Genomic DNA, 23,082 nt, shown 5'->3' with positions numbered 1-23,082 from the left:
GTTTTCTTGCGAATTTACGTGATGGTCACGGCGATTTATGTCATGCCGGTGACATAGGGAGGCCTCATTCGAGGCTCTTGTAGCGACATTCCGCCTGTGGCGGCGTGATTTTTGCAAGCAATAATGCGCAGCCTGAAGGCGCGCCAAGGCACAGGGGTGCATATGAAAAGACGCTATTTCGGTACGGACGGCATTCGCGGCCAATCCAACGTGTTTCCGATGACACCGGATCTCGCGATGCGGGTCGGCATTGCAGTTGGGACGATCTTTCGCCGAGGCAACCACCGTCACCGCGTCGTCATTGGCAAGGACACGCGCCTTTCGGGCTACATGTTGGAAAACGCGATGGTCGCCGGCTTCACCGCTGCCGGTGTGGATGCGTTTGTTCTCGGTCCTATCCCGACTCCGGCCGTGGCCATGCTGACGCGGTCTCTGCGCGCCGACATCGGTGTCATGATTTCTGCCTCCCACAATCCCTATCAGGACAATGGCATCAAGCTCTTCGGGCCTGATGGCTACAAACTGTCCGACGATCTGGAATCGCAGATCGAGGATCTGCTCGAAAAGGATCTGTCGACGCAGCTTGCCAAGGCCGACGATATCGGCCGCGCCAAGCGCGTTGATGGCGTGCACGACCGCTATATCGAGCATGCCAAGCGCACGCTGCCGCGCGACGTGACATTGCAGGACTTGAGGATCGCGATCGATTGCGCAAACGGGGCGGCCTACAAGGTGGCTCCCGCCGTTCTCTGGGAGCTCGGCGCTGACGTCGTGACCATCGGCAACGAGCCGAACGGCACGAACATCAATCTCAATTGTGGCTCTACGAGCCCGGTCGCACTGCAGAAGAAGGTCGATGAAGTGCGCGCCGATATTGGCATTGCGCTCGATGGCGACGCCGACCGCGTCATCATCGTCGATGAGAACGGCGCGGTCGTCGACGGCGACCAGCTGATGGCCGTTATCGCCGAAAGCTATGCCGAGAACCAGCAGCTTCGCGGCGGTGGTATCGTCGCGACCGTCATGTCGAATCTCGGGCTGGAGCGCTTCCTCGGCGATAAGGGACTTGGTCTTGTCCGTACGATGGTCGGTGACCGCTACGTCGTCGAACACATGCGCCAGCACAACTACAATGTCGGCGGCGAGCAGTCCGGCCACATCGTGCTGTCCGACTACGGCACGACTGGCGACGGTCTGGTGGCCGCCTTGCAGATCCTTGCTGCGGTCAAGCGGACCGGCAAGACGGTGAGCGAAGTGTGCCGTCGCTTCGATCCGGTGCCTCAGCTGCTGCGCAACGTCCGCATTTCCGGCGGCAAGCCCCTGGAGGATATCCGGGTGCAGAAGGCGATCGCCGATGCGGAGGCCGAGCTTGCCAAGAACGGCCGCCTCGTCATCCGTCCGTCCGGCACCGAGCCACTGATCCGTGTCATGGCCGAGGGCGACGACCGCGCCCAGATTGAACGCATCGTCAATGATCTGACTGGCGTGATCGGTGGGGTGCGCGACGCGGCGTGAAGGCGGCCGTGCATGGCGGATGTCGATTCGACCCCGCTGTGCCCTTTTTCGCATAAGGTCATGATGAATATCTTGTAAATTTAATCGGACATTAACTCTGATTTGTAAGACTTCGGGACGAATAAGAGCCGGATGCGGTCGACTGACACGCGGATTATTTGTGTTCCTGGAGAATTATTATGAAGAGATTTTTGATTGCCGTGGCTGCGGTGGTGCTGGGAACTGCCCCAGTTCTCGCGGCCGATCTCTATGTGGATCCGCCGGCACCGGCGCCTGTCTTCGGCGGATGGTATTTGCGCGGCGAATTGGGCATGAGCAACCAGCGCCTTGGCGGGTTGCAGCAAGAATTGTTTGACGACGTGGAGCTCCATGAATTTCTGGACGATGGCGGCTTCGACAGCGCGCCGCTTGGTGGATTGGGTGTAGGTTATCAATTCAACCAGTGGCTACGCGCCGACGCAATCGTCCAGTATCGCGGCAAAGCCGACTTCTCCGCACTCGATCGCTATGGACACACCGATGCAACGGGGACGGCTGTTTGGGATGCCACGAATGATTACGACGGTGCCAAGTCGGAATGGCTGCTGATGGCCAACGCCTATGTCGATCTAGGCACCTGGTACGGCATTACGCCGTATGTCGGGGCCGGTGTCGGTACCTCCCGCAACACGATCTCCGGTTTCAGGGACGTCAACGTCCCGACCCAGGGCGTCGCTTATGCCGACAGCGACTCCACTTGGAACTTTGCCTGGGCGCTGCATGCGGGTCTCGGCTATCAGGTGACAGATCGTCTCACCGTCGATTTCGGTTACACCTACCTTGATCTTGGCGATGCACAGACCGGCCGGATCCGCTCATATGACAACACGGTGAACACTGGGCCGATGCATTTCGACAACATTACTTCGCACGATTTCAAACTCGCCTTGCGCTACTCATTGCAATAGCCAGCCACGTTCTTTGTCGTGCGAGTTCTCACTTGCAAGGCTGCCTTCACGGCAGCCTTTTTCGCATGGGCCGAACGCTGATTGCAGTTAACAAATATGGTTAACCGCGCGTTAGCATCTCGCTGGAATAATGTCCGCTAGTCAGTCATGCGGGCGTTTCATTGCCCGGCCGGGAATTTCCAATGAAATCGTCCAAAGTGATCCTCGCCACTGTAGCAAGCCTTGTGCTGCTCGGCAGTCCGGTGGCGGCGGAAGAACCGCTCATCACGGACGTACCGGAGGTTAGCATCGCCGGCGGCTCCATGACGAGCGGATGGTATCTTCGGGGTGACCTTGGCTATGCGCCGTGGACGGGCAACGAAGAGCCAACGTATCACGTCGGTGGTGCCGACGCCGGCGAGTTCGATCCGGCGCGCTTCTCCCAGCCCGTTTCCGGTGGCGTCGGGATCGGTTATCAATTCACCGACATCTGGCGTGCCGATTTAACGACAGATTTCTTCAAAAGCGATTTTACCGGTACAGCACGCCTCGATCTGCCATGTGCGGCCTCCGCTCCTGCCGGAACCGGTTGCTCCTACGGCACGCGTGCCGATGTTCGGGCGTATGGCATCATGACAAACGGCTATGCCGACCTTGCGACCGTTGCCGGCTTCACCCCTTATGTCGGTGCCGGCGTCGGGATAACAAACGTCAGATGGGGGAGTGTGAGATCCCAACCGGAGTGCGTCGACGGCGCCTCGACATGCGCGGGAGCCACCTTTGCCCGGCAAGATTTCAACGGAGAAAATAGCTGGCGCTTCACCTATGCACTGATGGTTGGCGTCAGCTATGAAGTCACCGACAACATCAAGGTCGATCTTGGCTATCGCTTTTCCGATATTGCCGGCGGTAGCATGTTTACAGGTCCCTCCTCGGCAAGCGGGCGCGATGACGGGATGACCCGGCACGAAGTCCGCGTCGGCCTGCGCATCGCCGGCTGGTAGGGCCGGCTGATCTGCGACGCGATGACGCGGACACGCCAAAAATTTCTCTCGTTGCGACGCCGGTTGCTTGACTTCGATCTCACCGCCCTATAACGACGGCGGCGGGACACTCCTCCCCAACGAGGAGCTATCTATCTGGAAGGATAGCACATGGCGAAGACCGCAAAGCCGGACGTACGTCCGAACAATACTCATTTTTCTTCTGGCCCTTGTTCGAAGCGCCCCGGTTGGACGCTTGAAGCTCTTTCCGACGCGGCCCTTGGCCGTTCGCACCGTGCGAAGGTCGGCAAGACGAAGCTGAAGCAGGCCATCGATCTTACCCGTGAAATTCTGGAAGTGCCGGCGGACTACCGCATTGGCATCGTTCCCGCATCTGACACCGGCGCTGTCGAAATGGCGCTCTGGTCATTGCTCGGTGAGCGCGGCGTCGACATGGTCGCCTGGGAAAGCTTCGGCGCGGGCTGGGTCACCGACGTCGTCAAGCAACTGAAGTTGAAGGACGTCCGCAAGATCGAAGCCGGATATGGCGAGCTGCCGGATCTTTCGAGCATCGATTTTGACCGCGACGTGGTCTTCACCTGGAACGGCACGACCTCGGGCGTCCGCGTTCCGAACGCCGATTTCATCCCCCCCGATCGCAACGGCCTGACGATCTGCGACGCGACCTCGGCCGCTTTCGCGCAGAACCTCGATTTTGCCAAGCTCGATGTCGTCACCTTCTCCTGGCAGAAGGTTCTGGGCGGCGAGGGGGCACATGGCGTCATCATCCTGTCGCCGCGAGCCGTCGAGCGTCTGCTCAACTATGCACCGGCCTGGCCGCTGCCGAAGATTTTCCGCCTGACCTCGGGCGGCAAGCTGATCGAAGGCATCTTCAGCGGCGAGACCATCAACACGCCGTCCATGCTGTGCGTCGAGGATTATATCGATGCCCTGCTGTGGTCGAAGGACGTTGGTGGGCTCAAGGGCCTGATGGCCCGCGCCGATGCGAACGCCAAGGTCATCGCCGATTTCGTGGCCGCCAACGATTGGATCGCCAACCTGGCCGTGAAGCCGGAGACGGCCTCCAACACCTCCGTTTGCCTGAAGATCGTCGACAAGGGCGTTCTGGCGCTCGATGCCGATGGCCAGGCGAACTTCGCCAAGGGCATCGTCAGCCTGCTCGACAAGGAAGGTGTCGCCTACGACATAGGCCATTATCGCGACGCGCCGTCGGGCCTGCGCATTTGGGCCGGTGCCACGATCGAAACCGCCGACATGCAGAAGCTGATGCCGTGGCTTTCCTGGGCCTTCGAGACGCAGAAGGCAACGCTTTCCCAGGCTGCTGCCTGAGCTGATCGCATCCGGCTCCGCCGAACGGGCGGAGCCTCGCATTCCTGATTTCATCCATCGCTGAACACTTTTGAAGGAAGCCCCCAATGGCACCTCGCGTTCTCGTATCCGACGAACTGTCGGAAACCGCCGTCCAGATCTTCCGTGATCGCGGCGTCGAAGTCGATTTCCAGCCGCAGCTTGGCAAGGACAAGGACAAGCTCGCCGAGATCATCGGCAATTACGACGGTCTCGCCATCCGCTCCGCCACGAAGGCGACGGAGAAGCTGATTTCTGCTGCGACCAACCTCAAGGTCATCGGCCGCGCCGGCATCGGCGTCGACAATGTCGATATTCCGGCCGCCTCGCGCCGCGGCATCATCGTCATGAACACGCCGTTCGGCAACTCGATCACCACGGCCGAGCATGCCATTGCGCTGATGTTTGCGGTCGCCCGCCAGATGCCAGCTGCCGATGCCTCGACGCAGGCCGGCAAGTGGGAAAAGTCGAAGTTCATGGGTGTCGAAATCACCGGCAAGACGCTTGGCGTCATCGGTGCCGGCAATATCGGCTCGATCGTCTGCGCGCGCGCCATCGGCCTGAAGATGCACGTTCTGGCCTACGACCCCTTCCTCTCGAAGGAACGCGCCGAGGAAATGGGCGTCACCAAGGTTGAGCTCGACGAGCTGCTGGCCAAGGCCGACTTCATCACCCTGCATGTGCCGATGACGGACAAGACGCGCGGCATTCTCGGCGCTGAAAACCTTGCGAAGACAAAGCCCGGCGTTCGCATCATCAACTGCGCTCGCGGCGGTCTCGTCGACGAGGCGGCCCTTGCCGAAGCCATCAAGTCCGGCCATGTCGCTGGTGCCGGTTTCGACGTCTTCGAAGTCGAGCCGGCCAAGGAAAGCCCGCTTTTCGGCCTGCCGAACGTCGTCTGCACCCCGCATCTCGGCGCATCGACCACGGAAGCGCAGGAAAACGTAGCGCTGCAGGTTGCCGAGCAGATGTCGGACTACCTGGTGAAGGGTGCCGTTTCCAACGCCATCAACATGCCGTCGATCACCGCGGAAGAAGCACCGATCCTTAAGCCGTTCATCCGGCTCGCCGACGTTCTCGGCGCCTTCGTCGGCCAGGTTACCGAAGAGCCGATCAAGGAAATCGAGATCCTTTTCGACGGTGCGACAGCCACGATGAACACGCGCGCCCTGACGAGCGCACTGCTTGCCGGCTTGATCCGCACGCAGGTTGCCGACGTCAACATGGTCTCCGCGCCGATCATGATCAAGGAAAAGGGCATCGTGCTCTCCGAGGTCAAGCGGGACAAGACCGGCGTGTTCGACGGCTACATTAAGTTGACCGTCAAGACCGATTCGATGACCCGTTCCATCGCTGGTACGGTGTTCTCGGACGGCAAGCCGCGCTTCATCCAGATCAAGGGTATCAACCTCGATGCCGACGTCGGCTCGCACATGGTCTACATCACCAACACCGACGTGCCCGGCATGATCGGCTTCATCGGCACGACGCTTGGCACCGCCGGCGTCAATATCGCGAATTTCCAACTCGGCCGTGACAAGCAGGGTGGGGATGCGATCGCGCTGCTTTACGTCGATGGTCCGATTGGCGATGAGGTGCTTGCCAAGCTGACGGCAAACACGGCGATCCGCCAGGCAAAGTCGCTGGTCTTTGCGGTCGATTGAGTTTGCTCCCAAGGCAATGAGAAAACCCGGCGTGGGAACCTTGCGCCGGTTTTCTCGTTTTGCCTCTCAGTCGTCCAAGTTGATCACCGTCACGCGGGCGACTATCGTTCTTTCATGGTCAATTCGGGAGCTGCCATGACAAAGTCAGCCGTCGCTATCGCCATTGCGCTTGCATCGCTAATCGGCCTCTCGTCCTGCGCAAACACGGCGAATGGTCTTGCCAGGGACGGCAGGGAGGCGGGCAATGCGCTCGATGCCAGCACGCATCGTGTCCTCAAGGCCGGCGCGAACTAAGTCCAACAGCCGGCCTCTATTCTGGGGAACCAGTAAAGCCCGCCTGAGCAAGCGGGCTCGCGATTACTGCGGGTTCGCAGGAGCCGGAGCGGCAGGAGCCGCAGGAGTTGCCGGAGCCTCAGCGGGCGCATTCGCTGCTGGCGGATTAGCTGCCGGCGGTGTTGCCGGTGTAGTCGATGCGGGTGGCGGCGAAGCCGGCTCGGAAGTGGTCGGGGCCGGTGCGTTCGGAGCTGTCGCGGTCGAGCTGCTCTGTGATCTCGGCCAGTAAGTCGCTGCTAGAGCTACGATAACGACAATGGCTGCTAAAACAATCCATAGCGTCTTGCTCTTGGACGCTGAGGTATTCATCGGGTTTGGTTTGTTGAAGTCATTCGTCATGTTACTCCTCCTCTTAACGTTAACTCCCTAGCGCGCAAAATGTTCCGGGCCGCGTGCAAATTCCAAGGGTAAACCGCGCAAGAGGTTTGCAGGCACACCAACGCCATTAAGCCAAGAGCAATTTTACCGTAACGTACTTCCAATTTCCGCACTTCCGTGGCTCGCTTCGGAGCACCGCCCAACCGGGGTGACCAGCCGGCGATCGCGCGGACTGGGGGCCCTGCGGGCGGTTCTTTTCGGGCGTTGGAGGCTGGTGGAACGGGTATGATGGCAGTCTCCCTTGCAGTGTCTGACGCGAGCAGCGGACGCAATTGGCTGCACGGCGCGCTCCGCTATGTCGGGCGCGCGCTAATTGGTCTCGCGGCGCTCGGCGCAGCTGCGGTTGGTGAAGGCAGTGTCTACGGCCAGATGCCGCAGCAAACAAAAAGGCAGGACTTTCCTCAGCGAGAGCTTGTTATCGGTACCAAGGAGGCGCCGCCCTTCGCGATGAAGGATGCTGACGGCAATTGGAGCGGCATTTCTATCGAGCTCTGGCGCGAGGTTGCACAAAAGCTCGGACTCCGAAGAACCTGATGTCCAGAAGCTCATCGAAGCGACGTCGCGGGGCGCGACTACGATGTTTCCGTGGCGGCGATCACGATCACGGCCGAACGCGAACGCAGCGTGGATTTCTGCCAGCCTTTCTACGATACCGGCCTGGGGATCGCGGTATCCGTCAACAGCGTGTCGGTGTGGCGCGAAATCATCCGGACGATGATCTCAGCGGGCTTCCTGCAGGCGGCAGGAGCGCTGATCGGCATCTCGCTGCTCGTTGGCGCGCTGGTATGGCTGTTTGAGCGGCGCCATAACGACGACTTCGGAGGAACGGTGGGACGCGGATTGGGCGCGAGCATTTGGTGGTCCGCGGAGGCAATGACGCAAGCCAGCACCGGACATCGCGGACCGATCACGATCGCGGGCAGGGCGCTCGCGATTATCTGGATGGTGGTCTCGATCATCACGATCGCAGTTTTTACAGCCAGCGTCCCTTCTGCATTGACGACCAGGCAGATGCGCGGACTGGTCAACGGCGTGGATGATCTGCCGAACGTGCACGTCGGGACGCTGGCCAACTCGGCAACCATCGGCTTCCTGGACGGCGAGCGCATCAAGCATCGCACGTTTGCCCAGATCGGCGACGGGCTCAAGACGCTCGACGCCGGATCGATCGATGCCTTCGTGTACGACAAGCCGCTTCTCGCCTGGACAGTGGAGCAACATTTCTCCAGCACCGTGCAAGTCCTGGACATCGACTTCGAGCCGCAGAGCTACGGGCTCGCCATGCCGCTCGCCCGCCCGTATCGCAAGGCAATCGACGTTGCCGTCCTCGAGGCAATCCACGACCAGCGTTGGAGGCGGACACTGTTTCAGTACCTCGGAGAGAAACGGTAGAACGAACGACCGATGTCTCCGTGACCGACGCTCGCTGTGGATAGACGCGAGACCGGCGATCCTTATTTGGCCGGTTTCAGCAGTCTCAGCGCATTGATGGTGACCAGTACCGTGGCGCCGGTGTCGGCCAGGATCGCGGGCCACAGGCCGGTGATACCAGCGATGGTGGTCACCAGGAACACGGCCTTCAGGCCGAGCGCGATAGTGATGTTTTCGACGATGTTGCGCATGGTGCGCTTGGAAAGCGCGATCAATGCCAAAACATCGCTGACGCGGCCATGCAGGATGGCGGCGTCGGCAGTTTCGAGCGCCACATCGGTGCCGCCACCCATGGCGATACCGACATCGGCTGTAGCAAGCGCCGGAGCGTCGTTGATACCGTCCCCAACCTTGGCAACGATCAAACCACCACGCTTCAGCTCGTTCACGATGCGCTGCTTGTCCTCCGGCATCAGCTCGGCGCGCACCTCGATGCCGAGCTGCTTGCCAATGGCCTCGGCGGTGCGGCGGTTATCGCCGGTGAGCATGACGATCTTGATGCCTGCCTCAGTCAATTCCTCGAGCCCGGACTTGGCGTCGTCACGCGGTTCGTCGCGCATGGCAATGGCTCCTGCCAGCGTGTCGCCGACGACGAGCACCGAAACCGTCTTTCCATCGTCGTTGAGCGCCGTGATGCGCGCCGTCTGATCGGACGAAAGAGGAATTCGCTCGCCGGTGGCCTTGGGAGACCCGAAGAACACCGGCTGGCCCTCGACCCTCCCGGCAATGCCTTTGCCCCCTAGAGCCTTGGCGTCTGTCGTTGCGGGGAGCGTGATCCCCGAGGCCGTTGCCCTTGCCAGGATCGCCAGCGCCAGCGGATGGCTAGACCCTGTCTCAAGGGCGGCGGCATATTTGAGGATTTCGGCTTCGTCCAGTCCGAAAGCAATCACATCAGTCACCTGCGGCTTGCCTTCCGTCAGCGTGCCTGTTTTGTCGAGGGCGACGGCGGTGACTTTGCCAAGCGTCTCGAGGACCGCGCCACCCTTCAGCAGCAGGCCACGGCGCGCTCCCGAAGAAAGCGAGGCAGCAATTGCGGCCGGGGTCGAAATCACCAGTGCGCAGGGGCAACCGATCAGCAATATGGCGAGGCCCTTGTAGATCCACTCGTCCCAGGCGCCGCCTGCAAGAAGCGGTGGCAGGATGGCGATGAGGGCTGCAACGACGACGACGCCAGGCGTGTAATAGCGAGAGAAACGATCGATGAAGCGCTCCGTCGGCGCCTTGGATTCCTGCGCCTCCTCCACGAGACGGACGACGCGTGCAATCGTGTTGTCGGCCGCCGCCGCCGTCACCTTTACCCGAAGCGCTGCGTCACCGTTGACGGTGCCGGCAAAAACCATGTCGCCTTCGCCTTTGCGCACTGGCGTACTCTCGCCGGTGACCGGCGCTTCGTCGATGGCACTCTCGCCGGACAGAATGGTGCCATCAGCCGCGATGCGGTCGCCCGGACGAACCAGAATGGTCGAACCGACGGCGAGGCCCTCGGCCAGCACTTCCCGGGTCGCACCACCCTCTTCGAGGAAGGCACGCTTCGGAACCAGGGTCGCCAGAGACTGGATGCTCGCGCGCGCCTTGCCGGCGGCGACGCCTTCCAGCAGTTCGCCGACCAGGAACAGGAAGACCACTGTCGCGGCTTCCTCGCCTGCATTGATGATCACCGCGCCGACTGCCGCGATCGTCATCAGCATCTCGATCGAGAAGGGTGTGCCTGCGAAGGCGGCGACGACGGCGCGCCGAGCGATTGGAACAAGCCCGACGAGCATCGCCACGATGAATGCATGGGGCGCAATTGCCGGCACGAGGTGACCAATGACGTAGGCGACAACGAGCGCTGCGCCGGAAAGGATTGTCAGGCGGCCCTTCTTGCCTTGCCACCAAGGTCCAGCGATTGGGACGTCGTGACCGTGGAGGCCCTCCGGTGCGTCCGTCGCCTTTTCCTCGGTATGTTCCCGACCTGTGTGATCGTGGTTAGCATGATCATGGTCATGGTCATGGTCATGGTCAGTGTGGTCGTGGTGCTGGTGTGCATGATTTGCCGGTGGTGTTTCTGCCGGCAACCTTCCGGCGACCTGAGAGACGGAATAGCCGAGGCTCGTCACTTTCCTTTCGATCGCGACAAGGTCGCTGTTGCCATCGTGGCGCACCGTCATCGTTCCTGCCGTCACGGAGACCGAAACGTCTTCGACGCCTGGCATACGCCGGACGGCCGTGTCGATCTTGGCTGCGCAGCCGGCGCAATCCATGCCGGCAACCCTGTAACGTTTCTCCACCGTTTCACCCATGATCCGCTTCCTTGTCAGACAGAGGCATCCTTCCTACATCCTCTAGCGACTAGAGGTGCAAGAGGAAAATCATGAAAAAGATCACGATCGGCGAGGCCTCCCGAAAAAGCGGCGTTAAGGTACCGACGATCCGCTACTACGAAAGCATCGGCCTCCTGCCGGAGCCAAACCGCAGCGAGGCCAATCAACGCTCCTACGAGCCCGCAGATCTGCGCAGGCTCGCCTTCATCCGTCATGCCCGCGAGCTTGGTTTCGAGGTGGAAGCGATCCGCGCGCTCCTGACACTGCAGGACGATCCACATCAGTCCTGCGCTTCAGCGGACGCGATCGCCAAGGCCCGTCTCGTCGAAGTCGAGCAGAGAATCCGAAGCCTGATGGCCTTGAAGGCGGAACTGGAACTGATGGTGGAAGGCTGCGGTCATGGTCGCGTCGATCAGTGCCGGGTCATCGAGGTTCTGGCGGATCACGGTCAGTGCAGTCACGCCCATCACTGACGATGGATACCGGATCGATAAGCTAAAGAAACGACAACAGAGCCGGAAGACATGCTGCCCAATCTAAGGGCGTTTCGCCTAAAGTTTGTGCGCACTATGATTCTGATTTTATTTAGCTTTTCTGTCTATAACCTGCCGATCCGCTGCCATTGTTTCATGTGATTTCCTCATGACCGGTCTTCAAAAAGCATTTGTTCCGATCGATGCGCCGAACGACGATTTTCGGTCGCTGTTTGCAACCCATCCCTCGCCGATGTGGGTTTACGATCCCGGCAGCCTTCGCTTCCTGATCGTCAACAACGCTGCTGTCGATCTCTATGGCTATTCGCGCCAGGACTATGCGCGCATGACGGTCCTCGACATCCGGCCGGAGCAGGAGCGCAAGCGAATGCTCGATGCCGTGCAGCGCAAAACCGACATGGAACGCGCCGAGCGTTGGACGCACGTGAAGGCCAACGGCGAAACCCTGGAAGTCCTTACCTATGGGCGGGCGGTTCGTTTTGACGGGCGGGATGCGATCCTCGCGATCGTTCAGGACCGGACCGAGGTCAACGCAGCCCAGCAGCAGGTGAGCGATACGCGCTCGATGCTAGACAGCATCGTCGACAACCTGCCCGTCGGCGTCTTCGTGAAGGACATGGACGAAGACGGCCGCTACATCCTTTTCAACGAGGCTTGCGGCGGCATCGTCGGCTATGACCCGAAAGACATTGTCGGCCAGAGCGATTGCATCCTATTCGACGACAGGCAAACGGCCATTTTTCGCGAGCAGGACTCTAGGGCTCTTGGGGCCGGAGCAACCATCAGCTTCGAGGAGACGATTGAGCGCGCCGATGGGGCGCCGCGGATCCTGCGGACGATCAAGCGTGCACTTCCCGCACCGGATGGCGGAGCGCCGCGCTATGTGCTCGGCATTTCCCAGGACGTGACCGAGGAGCGGTCGGTCGAGGCACGTCTCGCCTACATGGCAATGCATGATGCACTGACCGGCCTGCCGAACCGGGCATTCTTTGCCGATCATATCCAGCGGGAAGCACCGATCGCCACGGCGCAAAACCCGCTGGCGTTGCTTTACCTCGATGTCGACCATTTCAAGCACATCAATGACAGCAAGGGCCACGCGGCAGGCGATGCGTTGCTCTGCCAGGTCGCCGCACGTCTGATGCAACTGGTGGCAGACGGCGATCTCGTCGCTCGCCTCGGCGGCGATGAATTCGCGCTGCTTTTGCGCTTGCAGCGACGCGAGAGCATCGAACGCTTTGCCGAACGTCTGCTTAGATCGCTATCGACCCCGTTTGATCTCGACGGCGTCAACGAGCACGTCACCTGTAGCATCGGCATTGCGCTTGCGCCTGAACATACCGAGGACGACGATGTCCTGATGCGCAACGCGGACCTTGCGCTCTATGCAGCCAAGGAGAGCGGCCGCTCGACCTACCGCTTCTATGTGCCGGAAATGCGTCTGGAAGCAGAGCGCCGGCACATGCTCACGGCCGAACTTCACGAGGCGCTGCTAAAAGGCCAGTTCGAACTTCACTACCAGCCGATCGTGCAACTCGATGACGATGGCTTGGCGGGCTTCGAGGCCTTGATCCGCTGGCGCCATCCCGTCCGAGGGCTGGTTCCGCCGATGGAACTCATCCCTATCGCAGAGGAAACAGGCCTCATCATTCAGATCGGCGAGTGGGTGTTGCGCGAAGCCTGCCGGGCGGCGGCCGCCTGGCCCAATCATTTGAAGATCGCGGTCAATCTCTCCGTGTGCCAGTTCCGGCACAATAGCCTGCTTGCGACGGTCGTCTCCGCACTCGACGAGACCGGCCTTTTTCCGGAACGCCTCGAGATCGAGATTACAGAATCCGTCTTCCTGGCCGACGTCGAGCAAAGCCTGCCGCTGCTGCGGGCATTGAAGGAACTTCGCATCCGCATCGCCATTGACGATTTCGGCACCGGCTATTCGTCCTTGAGCTACTTGCGGGCCTTTGCCTTCGACAAGATCAAGCTCGACCGCAGCTTCGTCTCAGGCATCGAAACGGATCCGGGTAATCTGGCGATCGTACGTGCGGTCGTCGGTATCGGCTCCGGCTTCAATGCAACGACGCTTGCGGAAGGGATCGAGACCGAGGAGCAGTTGCAGAAATTGCGCGCCGAAGGCTTCAGCGAGGTGCAAGGCTTCCTGCTTGGCAGGCCGATGCTGCAGGCCGAGGCGCAGGCTCTGATCGAGGGCGGCGCCTCACCCTTGCTTGTCGGAGCCCGTGGCTGAAATCATCGCATCGAAGGTGTCGGCAGCCTTGCTGCGATAGCGTTCCTGATGGCGCAGCAGAAAGAACGGGCGGGGTAGGGGCGGGATGTTCGCCTCCTTGAGAGTTCCAGCCCGCAGGAAAGGGGCCGCGATGCTTCGTGACATCAGCGTTGCCCCTAGTCCAGTCTCAACGATGCCGATCACCGTTTCGTTGCCCGGCAGCGACATTGGAATATCCAGCGCGGCGGCCGTCAACCCGGCTGTTTCCAGTAGGCTCTCGAATGCGCGGCGGGTTCCCGAACCGGTCTCGCGCAGGATCCAAGCCGTCTTCGGGAAGTCGTCGACGGTTAGCGGTTTGCCGTCGGCCCAGGGGTGTCGAGGCGCGACGATCACGATCATCTCGTCAGTGGCAATCCTTCTGGCCGACAGGCTCCGGCGTTCCTGCGGCCATTCGATGAGGCCGATCTCTGCCCTTCCCTGCGCTACGGCGTCGGTGACTTCCTCCGTATTGCCGATGAGAACCTTGAGCGCGATGCCGGGGTAGAGGTTGCGATAGTCCGCGAGACGTGGGGCCAGCCAATAGCCGGCGACGGTTTGGCTCGCCATGATCGACAGTTCACCGTGCATGAGGCCCGACAGATCCATCAAGGCGGCTTCGGCAGCGCGCGCGCTCGCAAGGACGGCTTGCGCCTCCTTGAGGAACACGCGTCCGGTCTGGTTCAGCACGATCGAGCGTCCGACGCGATCAAACAGCGCAACGTGATGCCTGCGTTCAAGCGCAGTGATTGCGGCGCTGACGGCCGATTGCGTCATGTTGAGGTGGGCCGCTGCCTGGGTGATGTGCTGGCGGGTGGCGACCTCCACGAAAATTCGAAGCTGTTCGAGGGTCAAGGGATCATTCGCTGTGAATCGATCATTCGATTTTATCGAACGTAACTAGAATTACAATTCGTTAGAATCGATTGATCTGTGGGCGTATCGATGGACGACGCTTTTAAGGATATCCATGACCGCATTCACCGACCTGGGCATTCGACCCACGCAATCTGAAGGACGCCGGTGCGTCCTGCATTTTACGCCGAACTGGTTCGCGGCGACGATGGGCACAGGCATTCTTGCCGTCTGCCTCGCACAGTTCCCGAATGCACCGGCATTGGTTGCGGCCGGGGAGGTTCTATGGCTCTCGAATATCGTCCTGTTTGCCTGTCTTTCGATCCTTTATGCCGGCAAATGGATCCGACACCCGCGCGAGGCCTTGCGCGCTTTCTCACACCCCGTCGTATCGATGTTCTTCGGGTGCATTCCCATGGGGCTTGCGACGATCGTCAACGGAACGGTCATCTTCGGCTTGACGTGGTTTGGCGAAGCGGCCGTTCCCGTCGCCATCGGCCTCTGGTGGCTTGATGCCGCGCTCGCCGTGCTTGCCGGACTGGCCATCCCATTTGCCATGTTCACTCGGCAGAACCATGTCTTCGAAGAGATGAGTGCGGTCTGGCTGTTGCCGATCGTTGCCTGCGAAGTGACCGCGGCAAGCGGCGGCCTGCTTCTTCCGCATATTCCCGGCGCGAGTGGCCAGATGACGGTGCTGTTTGCGAGCTACGTGCTCTGGGCCTGTTCGGTGCCGCTGGCGCTGGGGCTGCTCACCATCCTCTTCCTGCGCATGGTCCTCCACAAGCTGCCTCCGGCTCACATGGCGTCGACCGCTTTCCTGTCGCTCGGTCCGATCGGGACCGGCGCGCTCGGACTGATCCTTTTTACCCTGAACGGGAACGCGGTGCTTATCGCCAACGGTCTCGGCGTCTTCGCCGGTGCAATGTCCGGTGCCGCCCTCCTCGGTGCAATCCTGCTCTGGGCCTATGGCTTGTGGTGGCTGGGCATAGCGCTCGCCACGACTGCGCGCTACCTGCTGAACGGCCCCCCGTTCAATCTCGGCTGGTGGGGATATACCTTCCCGATCGGAGTCTATGCGGTTGCCACGCTGCGCCTGGCGGCGGTGGTTCATCTCCCGGCGATCGCCATCTTTGGCGGAGTTCTGGTCGTCGCGCTATCGGGGATCTGGATCGTGGTTGCCATCAGAACCTGTTTCGGGGCTGCTGACGGCACGCTTTTTGCCGATCCAAGCCTGGCCGATCAGGCTTGAATGGCCCGCGCTGCCGGTTTTGATTTCACCCACCAAAGCGGCTGACCTCGATGCCGCTACCGACCGGCAGAAGCACACTGGTAATGCCCGGCTTGGCCCGGATATCTGCGCCATACCGCCTGAGGTTCTCGTCGCCCGGACGCAGCATGTTGTCGGCAACGACGATCGCGCCGGGATTGAGCTTAGGGTAAAAGGCCTCCAGGCATGGCAGGTACAAGTCCTTCCAGAGATCCACCAGGACAAAGTCGATGCCATCCGTGAGCTCGCTGATCATCTGCACCGCGTCACCGATCCTGAAATCGATCCAATCGGCAAGTCCCGCCTTTGTCGCCATCTCCTTGGCATGTGCCGACTTGTACTCGTGCAGTTCCATCGTGATCAGCTTTCCGCCCGCGGCCCGGGCAGCCTCCGCCAGCCAGATGCTGGAATAGCCGAAGGATGTGCCGAGCTCGAGAATGACCGGCTCTTTGAGGCTCTTGGCGAGGATGTTGATAAGCTGTCCGGTTTCGCGACCGACCGCACGCAAGCGCATGTCCTGCCCTCCATCGCGGCCGCCGGGAGGAAGCTCGCGCGGACTGCTTTGCTCCTTTCGGATCATGACATGGTAGGCTTCAAGTACGTCGTGGATCTTGCGGTCCATTGTCAGTCCCTCGCGGTGCGCGCGTTTTCAGGGCCACGCCACCCACTTGAGCGGTCGTCGCCCGGGAAGTCTTGACCGGATGACGCCAGCATCAAAGTTAAACTTTCGCAACAATCGACATTTACCGCCGGCGGTTGTTGCACAGCCCTGAGATGTCGATTACATCGCGTTCGTCAATGGCCGAGCACCTCGGTCACGTAAGCGTTAACGTCACTCAACGCGTATGATCGAACCGCTCTGCGGCTCCGATCTGCGCGACTGTGTCCTGCGGATCGGGGTAACGAGCCTCCGAAGGACACGATGGATAACAATCAAAACCCAACTCACAGCCTGCCGGCTCCACAGATCGAACGGGTTCGCCACGACTTGCGTCGCCGCGCCCTGACCGTCGCCGAAGTCACCGATATCACACCGGGCATGCGCCGCATCGTCCTCACGGGTGACGATCTCGCGGACTTCGTCAGCCTAGCGCCCGACGATCACTTGAAGATTTTCGTTCCCGCGGCAAAGGGCGAAGCGCGCCGCGACTACACGCCTCGGCGGTACAACAACGATGCCCGCACATTGACGATCGACTTTGCGTTGCATGAGGCGGGTCCGGTGACCCAATGGGCGATCGATGCGTCCCGGGGCGATACGCTAGCTATCGGTGGGCCGCGCGGCTCGGCGGTGGTCTCCGCCAGCGTGACCCGCTGGCTGCTGATCGGCGATGAGACTGCCTTGCCGGCGATGGGACGTCGGATCGAAGAATGCGACACCGGTACAGTGATCACCGCGATCACTGCGGTGGCCGGTCCGGCGGAGAGACAGATCTTCGAAACCAAGGCGGACCTGCATTTGCATTGGGCGGACCGTCCTCTTTCGGATGCGACGGACGCCGGGCCGCTGCTGACGATCTTGCGCAACATGGACATCGAGCCCGGGACCTTCGTTTGGGTCGCGGCGGAGGCTTCGGTCACGCGCGCCGTCCGCGACTATCTGGTCGCCGAAAGAGGCTATCCGCTGCACTGGATCAAGGCGTCTGGCTATTGGGTGAAGGGGAAGGCAGATACGACTGAGAAGTTCGACTAGGATCGGGCTGCGAAGCGAGCGAGCGCGTCAGGCGACGGCTCGCTGTTCCTTTGGCCCGGTCGAATGACAGAACCGACATGCCGCAATAACCAGAGCGGGCCGAAAAGTGATCGGCCGGTTGGTTATTCCGGCCCTCGCACCAGCGAGAATTAGTCGCCAAAGGCGAACCCACGGCACCTAACCTTGTTGAGAGGTGGTGCCTGTGTCTTTGGAAAATGCTTCTGGCGCAGTCCGCCTCCGCGTGGAGAACGACAATGACCGATACCAAGACCCTGCTGATGGCCTTCTGCATGACGGGACTGTTCAGTTTCCTGAAGCTCGGGCGGACAGCTGAATGCCTGCACGAATGGACGATTTTCGTGGGCAAGCTTTCCTTCAAGATCGCCGGCCGGATAGCCGGCAGTCGATGAGGGCGTCCGCGTGCTCGCTATCGGGCACGTGGATTTTCATTGTGAGTTCGCCATTTCTCCAATGCGCCGGATCGCCAGGTCTGGCTTCACGACGCACTCCTTAGGCGCTTTTTCAGCGGCAGAAGCGAAAGGCCGGCGAGCAAAGCGAAGGCCGCGCCGGCGAGGAAGGTCATCTGGTGTCCGCCCCAATCCCAAAGGGCACCGGCAAGCACGCTCGCTGCGAGAAGCGCGATACCCGCAATCAGGTTGAAGATGCCGAAGGCGGTTCCGCGCAGTTCGGCGGGTGCGGCATCCGCAACAAGGGCGGCCAACAACCCTTGCGTAAATCCCATGTGGAGACCCCACAGCAGTACCCCAATCCCGAGGCCTGCCAATCCGGGAAGAAGCGCCAGGCCGACGTCGGCGAGAACGAGAAGCACCAGGCCGACAATCAGCAGAGTTATCCGGTCAACGCGGTCCGCCATGACGCCTGCCGGATAGGCCGACAACCCATAGGCAATGTTCATGACGATCAGCACGACCGGCACGAACATGACGGGAAGCCGCATCTGTTGAGCGTCGAGAATGAGGAAGGCCTCGCTGAACCGCGCAAGGGTGAATACTGCCGAAACGGCAACGACCAGCCAGTAGATCGCAGGCAGCCGGACGAGCTCCGAGCGGCGGAACGGCACCCGAATGCGGCGCTGCTCGTTCCGCTGCGCTTCCTTGACGACAAAGAGGATAATCGCGACGGAGCAGAACGCCGGGATGACCGCGATCCAGAAGACTGTCGAATAGTGGTCGGCGGTCCACCACATCAAAACAAGAGCCAGCGCCGGCCCAAGGAATGCGCCGACCGTGTCGAGCGATTGGCGCAGACCGAAACTTGCGCCACGGATTTCCTTCGGACTGATATCGGCGATCAGGGCGTCGCGTGGCGCGCCCCTGATGCCCTTGCCGACGCGGTCTATGAAACGTGCTGCCACCAGCCAGCCAAGCGATGGCGCCAAGGGAAAGACGGGCTTGGTCAACGCAGCGATGCCGTAGCCCAGGGCCACAAGCAGCTTTCGCTTGCCAAGCCAATCGCTCAGTGCTCCGGAAAACACCTTGGTGATGGCGGCGGTCGCCTCGGCAATGCCTTCGATCAGGCCAACCGCAAATGCCGAGGTGCCGAGGACGGCAACCATGTAGACCGGAAGCAGCGCGTGGATCATCTCGGAGGAGATGTCCATGAACAGGGAGACGAAGCCAAGAGCCCAGACGCCTTTCGGGATCGCCCGCAGGGCCACGGGTCTTGAGCCGGCGACGTAGACCATTCGAACTACCTTTCACAAACCAACCCGCCATGGGTCTTGTGCTTCTGAAATCTGACGGCGACCTGAAGACCCTTCAGCTTGGCTGCTGCGGCATCGCCCTGTGGTTCAGTCGTTACATCTCAATTGTCCGGCAGCGCAGGCGGTGGAAGGTGTTGACATACCCGATCCACCGTGGATCATATGGTTCATGGGGTCGCGATCACCCCACGAGGCGCCAGCCGAAGAGTCGCGTCCAACGAAGCCGCTAAAACGGAGGACGCGCGATGCCGTCATTCACCGAAATCTCAACCGATAAACTGAACCGCCTCATCGGCACGCCGGGTGCACCGGTTTTGATCGATGTGCGCAATGACGAGGACTTTTCCGCCGACGCTCGTCTCATCCCCGGATCTATCCGCAAACCATTCAGGGATGTGGACCAATGGGGTGCTGAAATCCACAGCCCGGCGGTCATCGTCTGCCACCATGGCGCCAAGCTCAGCCACGGCGTTGCCGCGCATCTTCGTGTCATGGGCGTACAGGCCGAAACGCTCGAGGGCGGGTTCGAGGCATGGATCAAGGCAGGCGGCCTCGCCGTGCCCGAGGATAAGCTGCCGCCTCGCGACGCCAAGGGGCGGACGGTTTGGGTCACTCGTGCCCGCCCGAAGATCGACCGTATAGCGTGCCCCTGGTTGATCCGCCGCTTCGTGGATCCGTCGGCGGTCTTTCTGTTCGTTCCTGCCGCGGACGTGCTTATGGTCGCCGACCGTTTCGGGGCAACACCCTTCGACATCGAGGATGTCTTCTGGAGCCATCGCGGCGATCGATGCTCGTTCGATATCATGGTGGAGGAATTCGCGCTTCAATCCGGGCCGCTCCTTAGGCTTGCTACAATCGTCAGGGCTGCAGATACCGCAAGGCTTGATCTCGCGCCCGAAGCGGCGGGATTGCTGGCCGCCTCGCTCGGGCTCTCGCGGATGTTTGCCGACGACCTCGAGCAATTGGAGGCAGGCATGACCCTGTATGATGTTTTCTACCGATGGTGCCGGGACGCGACCGAGGAAACCCACAATTGGCCCTCCGCGAAGAAGGGAAGCTGAGATGGCCAACCTTGTCACAGATACGCCCGCCGAGGATATGGCGGGCGGGGCGAGCCACGGCATCTCCTTCGGCGAGGCGTTTCGCGTCTGGTTGCGCGTGGCGGCTCTCAGTTTCGGCGGCCCGGCCGGGCAGATCGCCGTCATGCACAGGATCGTCGTCGACGAAAAGAAGTGGATCGGCGAACAGCGTTTTCTGCACGCTCTCAACTATTGCATGCTGTTGCCTGGGCCCGAGGCGCAACAACTCGCCATCTACATCGGCTGGCTTATGCACAGGACGGCCGGAGGGCTTGTGGCCGGCATCCTTTTCGTTTTGCCCGGCTTCCTGTCCATCCTTGCCCTCAGCTACGTCTACGTGGTGTTTGGAAACGTCGACGCCGTCGAAGGCATGTTCTTCGGCCTCAAGGCCGCCGTGCTTGCGGTCGTTGTGCAAGCCGTCATTCGGATCGGGGGTAGGGCGCTCCGGAACCCGGCCATGGTGGCCATCGCGGCCGCGGCCTTCCTGGGGATCTTTGTTCTTCATGTCCCGTTCCCGCTGATCATTCTGGTCGCGGCGATCATAGGTCTAGCGGGGGCAAAGTCCGGCTCGAGGCTCTTCCAGACAGGCAATGGCCACAAGGCCACGACCGGTCGTGTTCTTGCCGATGCAGACTCCGCGCTTGGCGAGGAAACGCCGGTCCATGCGCGGCCGAACCTAGTGTGGTCGCTGAAGATTTCGGCTGTCATGCTTGCCCTTTGGCTCGGGCCGCTTCTGCTGCTCTATGTCTTCCGCGGCGGAGATGATGTGTTCACGCAGATTGGCGTCTTTTTCAGCAAGATGGCCGTGGTGACCTTCGGTGGCGCATACGCCGTGCTCGCCTATGTCGCGCAGGAGGCGGTGCAGCACTATGGCTGGCTGCGGCCGACGGAGATGCTCGACGGGCTCGGCATGGCCGAGACGACGCCAGGCCCGCTGATCATGGTTCTCCAATTCGTGGGGTTCATGGGCGCTTATCGCGACCCAGGAACCCTCGATCCGATCACGGCCGCGACGCTGGCTGCGATGCTTACGACCTGGGTGACGTTCGTGCCGTGCTTCCTCTGGATTTTTCTCGGTGCGCCTTTCATTGAAAAGCTTAGGGGCAATGCGGCGCTCGCGAGCGCGATGTCGGCCATCACCGCTGCCGTGGTCGGCGTTATTCTGAACCTCGCGATCTGGTTCGGTCTGCATTTCCTGTTCACCGAGGCGCGCATCCACCGGTTCGGTCCTATATGGATCGAGCTGCCCGTGTGGTCGTCGCTGGCACTGCCATCGCTCGTTCTCAGCATTGCCGCCGCTGTTGCGATCTTCCGGTTCAGGATGTCGGTTATTCCCACACTGTTCGGATGTGCGGTGGCTGGGATGGCTTGGAGGCTGTTCGGGATACTCTGAAGCGATTGCGTAAGGGTTGAAATCTGCTCCGAGACGCCCGCAAATCCCCCGCCTCTTGCGCAGGAACCCAATCCTTTCTATATCCTCGGCAACGAAAGTCCGGCGGCCGATCCCGCGCGGACACACGAAATCCGCTGGCTCTGAGGGGCGGATCGCAACAAGCTTAGAATTGGCAGCCACCCGTGAACACACTGGATTTTGACAAGAAGCCGGAAGATACCCGCGTTGTCGTCGCCATGTCGGGCGGCGTTGACAGCTCGGTGGTCGCAGGCATTCTCAAACACCAGGGCTATGACGTGCTCGGCATCACGCTGCAGCTCTATGATCATGGCGCGGCCGTTCACCGCGCCGGCTCCTGCTGTGCCGGCCAGGATATCGACGATGCCCGTCGTGTTTGCGAGACGCTTGGTATTCCCCATTATGTGTTGGACTACGAGAAGCGGTTCCGCGACACTGTGATCAATCCCTTCATGGAAAGCTATGTGGCTGGCGAGACGCCCATCCCCTGCGTTTCTTGCAATCAGACCGTCAAGTTCGCGGACCTCCTGGCAACGGCCAAGGAGCTTGGTGCCGACGCGTTGGCAACCGGCCACTACATTCGCTCGCGGTCCAATCCGGCACCTGGCAATCCCGGTCGCCGCGCGCTTTATCGTCCCGCCGATGCCGATCGCGACCAAAGCTACTTCCTGTTTGCGACGACGCAGGAGCAGATCGACTACCTGCGCTTTCCGCTTGGCGGTCTACCCAAGGCCGAAACGCGCAAGCTTGCCGAAGAGATGGGCCTTGTCGTCGCCAAAAAGGCTGACAGCCAGGACATCTGTTTCGTCCCGCAGGGCAAATACTCCGACATCATCAACAAGCTGAAGCCGAATGCGGCGCTCGCAGGCGAGATCGTCCACCTCGACGGCCGCGTGCTGGGTCAGCATGAAGGCATCCTGCACTACACCATCGGCCAGCGCCGCGGCATCGGCATTGCCGCCGGCGAACCGCTCTATGTCGTCTATCTCGATGCCCGGTCTCGCCGGGTCATCGTCGGGCCGAAGGAGGCGCTGGAGACGCACCGCGTCTATCTGCGGGATGTCAACTGGCTCGGCGACGAGCCGCTTGCCGAGGCTGCCGCGGGAGAAGGCTTCGCATGCTTTGCCAAGGTCCGCTCGACGCGGGCCCCGACACCCGCTGTCCTGCATACCGATGCGAGTGGCATCTACGTCGATCTCGCGATCGGGGAAGCTGGCGTTGCGCCGGGACAGGCCTGCGCACTCTATTCGGCGCCTGGCGACGACGCCCGCGTTTATGGCGGTGGTTTCATCGAGCGTTCCGAGCGCGGACCGGCGGCGGAAGCCTCGCTGAAGGCGCTGCTAGCGAGCCCGGTCGCAGCTTGAAAAAGCCTGTGGTATTTTCTCGATCATGCGCTTGACACAAA

The 23,082-nt window shown here is 61.1% G+C and carries 19 protein-coding genes and 1 pseudogene; 15 read left to right on the top strand and 5 right to left on the bottom strand.

Annotated elements, in window-relative coordinates; all coding sequences use genetic code 11:
* Positions 1-162: 162 nt before the first annotated feature.
* The 6 genes from glmM to WGT02_RS18180 all read left to right on the top strand — a co-directional run bounded on the left by glmM (position 163) and on the right by WGT02_RS18180 (position 6,750).
* Positions 163-1,515, top strand: a complete 1,353-nt coding sequence (gene glmM / locus WGT02_RS18205) for a phosphoglucosamine mutase (protein ID WP_024315425.1) — start codon at positions 163-165, stop codon at positions 1,513-1,515.
* Positions 1,516-1,694: 179 nt separating this feature from the next.
* Positions 1,695-2,462: an outer membrane protein gene (locus WGT02_RS18200; protein ID WP_208249737.1), complete on the top strand. Its 768-nt coding sequence runs from the start codon at positions 1,695-1,697 to the stop codon at positions 2,460-2,462.
* A 182-nt stretch (positions 2,463-2,644) separates the two neighbouring features.
* Complete coding sequence (locus tag WGT02_RS18195) at positions 2,645-3,445, top strand: outer membrane protein (RefSeq protein WP_208249739.1); 801 nt, start codon at positions 2,645-2,647, stop codon at positions 3,443-3,445.
* A gap of 150 nt (positions 3,446-3,595) precedes the next feature.
* Positions 3,596-4,774, top strand: a complete 1,179-nt coding sequence (locus WGT02_RS18190) for a phosphoserine transaminase (RefSeq protein WP_208249741.1) — start codon at positions 3,596-3,598, stop codon at positions 4,772-4,774.
* A gap of 86 nt (positions 4,775-4,860) precedes the next feature.
* Positions 4,861-6,456, top strand: coding sequence for a phosphoglycerate dehydrogenase (gene serA / locus WGT02_RS18185; protein ID WP_208249743.1), 1,596 nt, complete (start codon positions 4,861-4,863; stop codon positions 6,454-6,456).
* Positions 6,457-6,591: 135 nt separating this feature from the next.
* The gene (locus WGT02_RS18180; protein WP_072378177.1) at positions 6,592-6,750 is read left to right on the top strand and encodes an entericidin; all 159 of its coding nucleotides are present in this window, start codon (positions 6,592-6,594) and stop codon (positions 6,748-6,750) included.
* Positions 6,751-6,895: 145 nt separating this feature from the next.
* Here WGT02_RS18180 and WGT02_RS18175 read toward each other — a convergent pair whose 3' ends face one another.
* Complete coding sequence (locus WGT02_RS18175) at positions 6,896-7,066, bottom strand: hypothetical protein (protein ID WP_157997367.1); 171 nt, start codon at positions 7,064-7,066, stop codon at positions 6,896-6,898.
* Between the two features lie 326 nt (positions 7,067-7,392).
* On the opposite strand from WGT02_RS18175, the pseudogene WGT02_RS18170 reads away from it, so the two are divergent.
* A pseudogene (locus WGT02_RS18170) lies at positions 7,393-8,559 on the top strand (transporter substrate-binding domain-containing protein).
* Between the two features lie 62 nt (positions 8,560-8,621).
* Here the strand turns inward: WGT02_RS18170 and WGT02_RS18165 are convergent.
* Complete coding sequence (locus WGT02_RS18165; RefSeq protein ID WP_208249745.1) at positions 8,622-10,880, bottom strand: heavy metal translocating P-type ATPase; 2,259 nt, start codon at positions 10,878-10,880, stop codon at positions 8,622-8,624.
* A gap of 71 nt (positions 10,881-10,951) precedes the next feature.
* On the opposite strand from WGT02_RS18165, the gene WGT02_RS18160 reads away from it, so the two are divergent.
* A complete protein-coding gene (locus WGT02_RS18160; protein WP_208249747.1) occupies positions 10,952-11,374 on the top strand; it encodes a helix-turn-helix domain-containing protein in 423 nt (140 codons plus the stop codon).
* Between the two features lie 169 nt (positions 11,375-11,543).
* Complete coding sequence (locus WGT02_RS18155; protein WP_208249749.1) at positions 11,544-13,634, top strand: bifunctional diguanylate cyclase/phosphodiesterase; 2,091 nt, start codon at positions 11,544-11,546, stop codon at positions 13,632-13,634.
* On the opposite strand, the gene WGT02_RS18150 is transcribed toward WGT02_RS18155, so the two are convergent.
* Positions 13,605-14,504 (bottom strand): LysR family transcriptional regulator, encoded by a 900-nt coding sequence (locus WGT02_RS18150; protein ID WP_024315434.1) that lies wholly within the window; start codon positions 14,502-14,504, stop codon positions 13,605-13,607. The genes WGT02_RS18155 and WGT02_RS18150 overlap by 30 nt on opposite strands.
* A gap of 115 nt (positions 14,505-14,619) precedes the next feature.
* On the opposite strand from WGT02_RS18150, the gene WGT02_RS18145 reads away from it, so the two are divergent.
* Positions 14,620-15,753, top strand: a complete 1,134-nt coding sequence (locus WGT02_RS18145) for a TDT family transporter (protein WP_024315435.1) — start codon at positions 14,620-14,622, stop codon at positions 15,751-15,753.
* A gap of 25 nt (positions 15,754-15,778) precedes the next feature.
* On the opposite strand, the gene WGT02_RS18140 is transcribed toward WGT02_RS18145, so the two are convergent.
* Entirely contained in the window at positions 15,779-16,393 is a 615-nt protein-coding gene (locus tag WGT02_RS18140) for an O-methyltransferase (protein WP_208249750.1), read from the bottom strand.
* A gap of 300 nt (positions 16,394-16,693) precedes the next feature.
* On the opposite strand from WGT02_RS18140, the gene WGT02_RS18135 reads away from it, so the two are divergent.
* Both WGT02_RS18135 and WGT02_RS18130 read left to right on the top strand, forming a co-directional pair.
* Positions 16,694-17,464 (top strand): siderophore-interacting protein, encoded by a 771-nt coding sequence (locus tag WGT02_RS18135; protein WP_024315437.1) that lies wholly within the window; start codon positions 16,694-16,696, stop codon positions 17,462-17,464.
* A gap of 254 nt (positions 17,465-17,718) precedes the next feature.
* Complete coding sequence (locus WGT02_RS18130; protein ID WP_037070035.1) at positions 17,719-17,874, top strand: hypothetical protein; 156 nt, start codon at positions 17,719-17,721, stop codon at positions 17,872-17,874.
* Positions 17,875-17,960: 86 nt separating this feature from the next.
* Here WGT02_RS18130 and WGT02_RS18125 read toward each other — a convergent pair whose 3' ends face one another.
* Complete coding sequence (locus WGT02_RS18125; RefSeq protein ID WP_208249752.1) at positions 17,961-19,169, bottom strand: MFS transporter; 1,209 nt, start codon at positions 19,167-19,169, stop codon at positions 17,961-17,963.
* 263 nt (positions 19,170-19,432) lie between these two features.
* Here WGT02_RS18125 and WGT02_RS18120 point away from each other — a divergent pair, with 263 nt between their 5' ends.
* The 3 genes from WGT02_RS18120 (at position 19,433) to mnmA (ending at position 23,041) form a co-directional block, all read left to right on the top strand.
* On the top strand, positions 19,433-20,248 hold the full coding sequence (locus WGT02_RS18120; protein WP_024315439.1) for a sulfurtransferase/chromate resistance protein: 816 nt from the start codon (positions 19,433-19,435) through the stop codon (positions 20,246-20,248).
* A gap of 1 nt (position 20,249) precedes the next feature.
* Positions 20,250-21,659, top strand: a complete 1,410-nt coding sequence (gene chrA / locus WGT02_RS18115) for a chromate efflux transporter (RefSeq protein ID WP_024315440.1) — start codon at positions 20,250-20,252, stop codon at positions 21,657-21,659.
* Positions 21,660-21,841: 182 nt separating this feature from the next.
* Positions 21,842-23,041, top strand: a complete 1,200-nt coding sequence (gene mnmA / locus WGT02_RS18110) for a tRNA 2-thiouridine(34) synthase MnmA (RefSeq protein ID WP_208249754.1) — start codon at positions 21,842-21,844, stop codon at positions 23,039-23,041.
* The last annotated feature ends 41 nt before the right edge of the window (positions 23,042-23,082 follow it).

This window comes from Rhizobium sp. T1470 (genome assembly GCF_042140505.1).
Lineage (GTDB): Bacteria > Pseudomonadota > Alphaproteobacteria > Rhizobiales > Rhizobiaceae > Rhizobium > Rhizobium favelukesii.
This window is presented reverse-complemented; position numbering and strand designations above follow the sequence as displayed.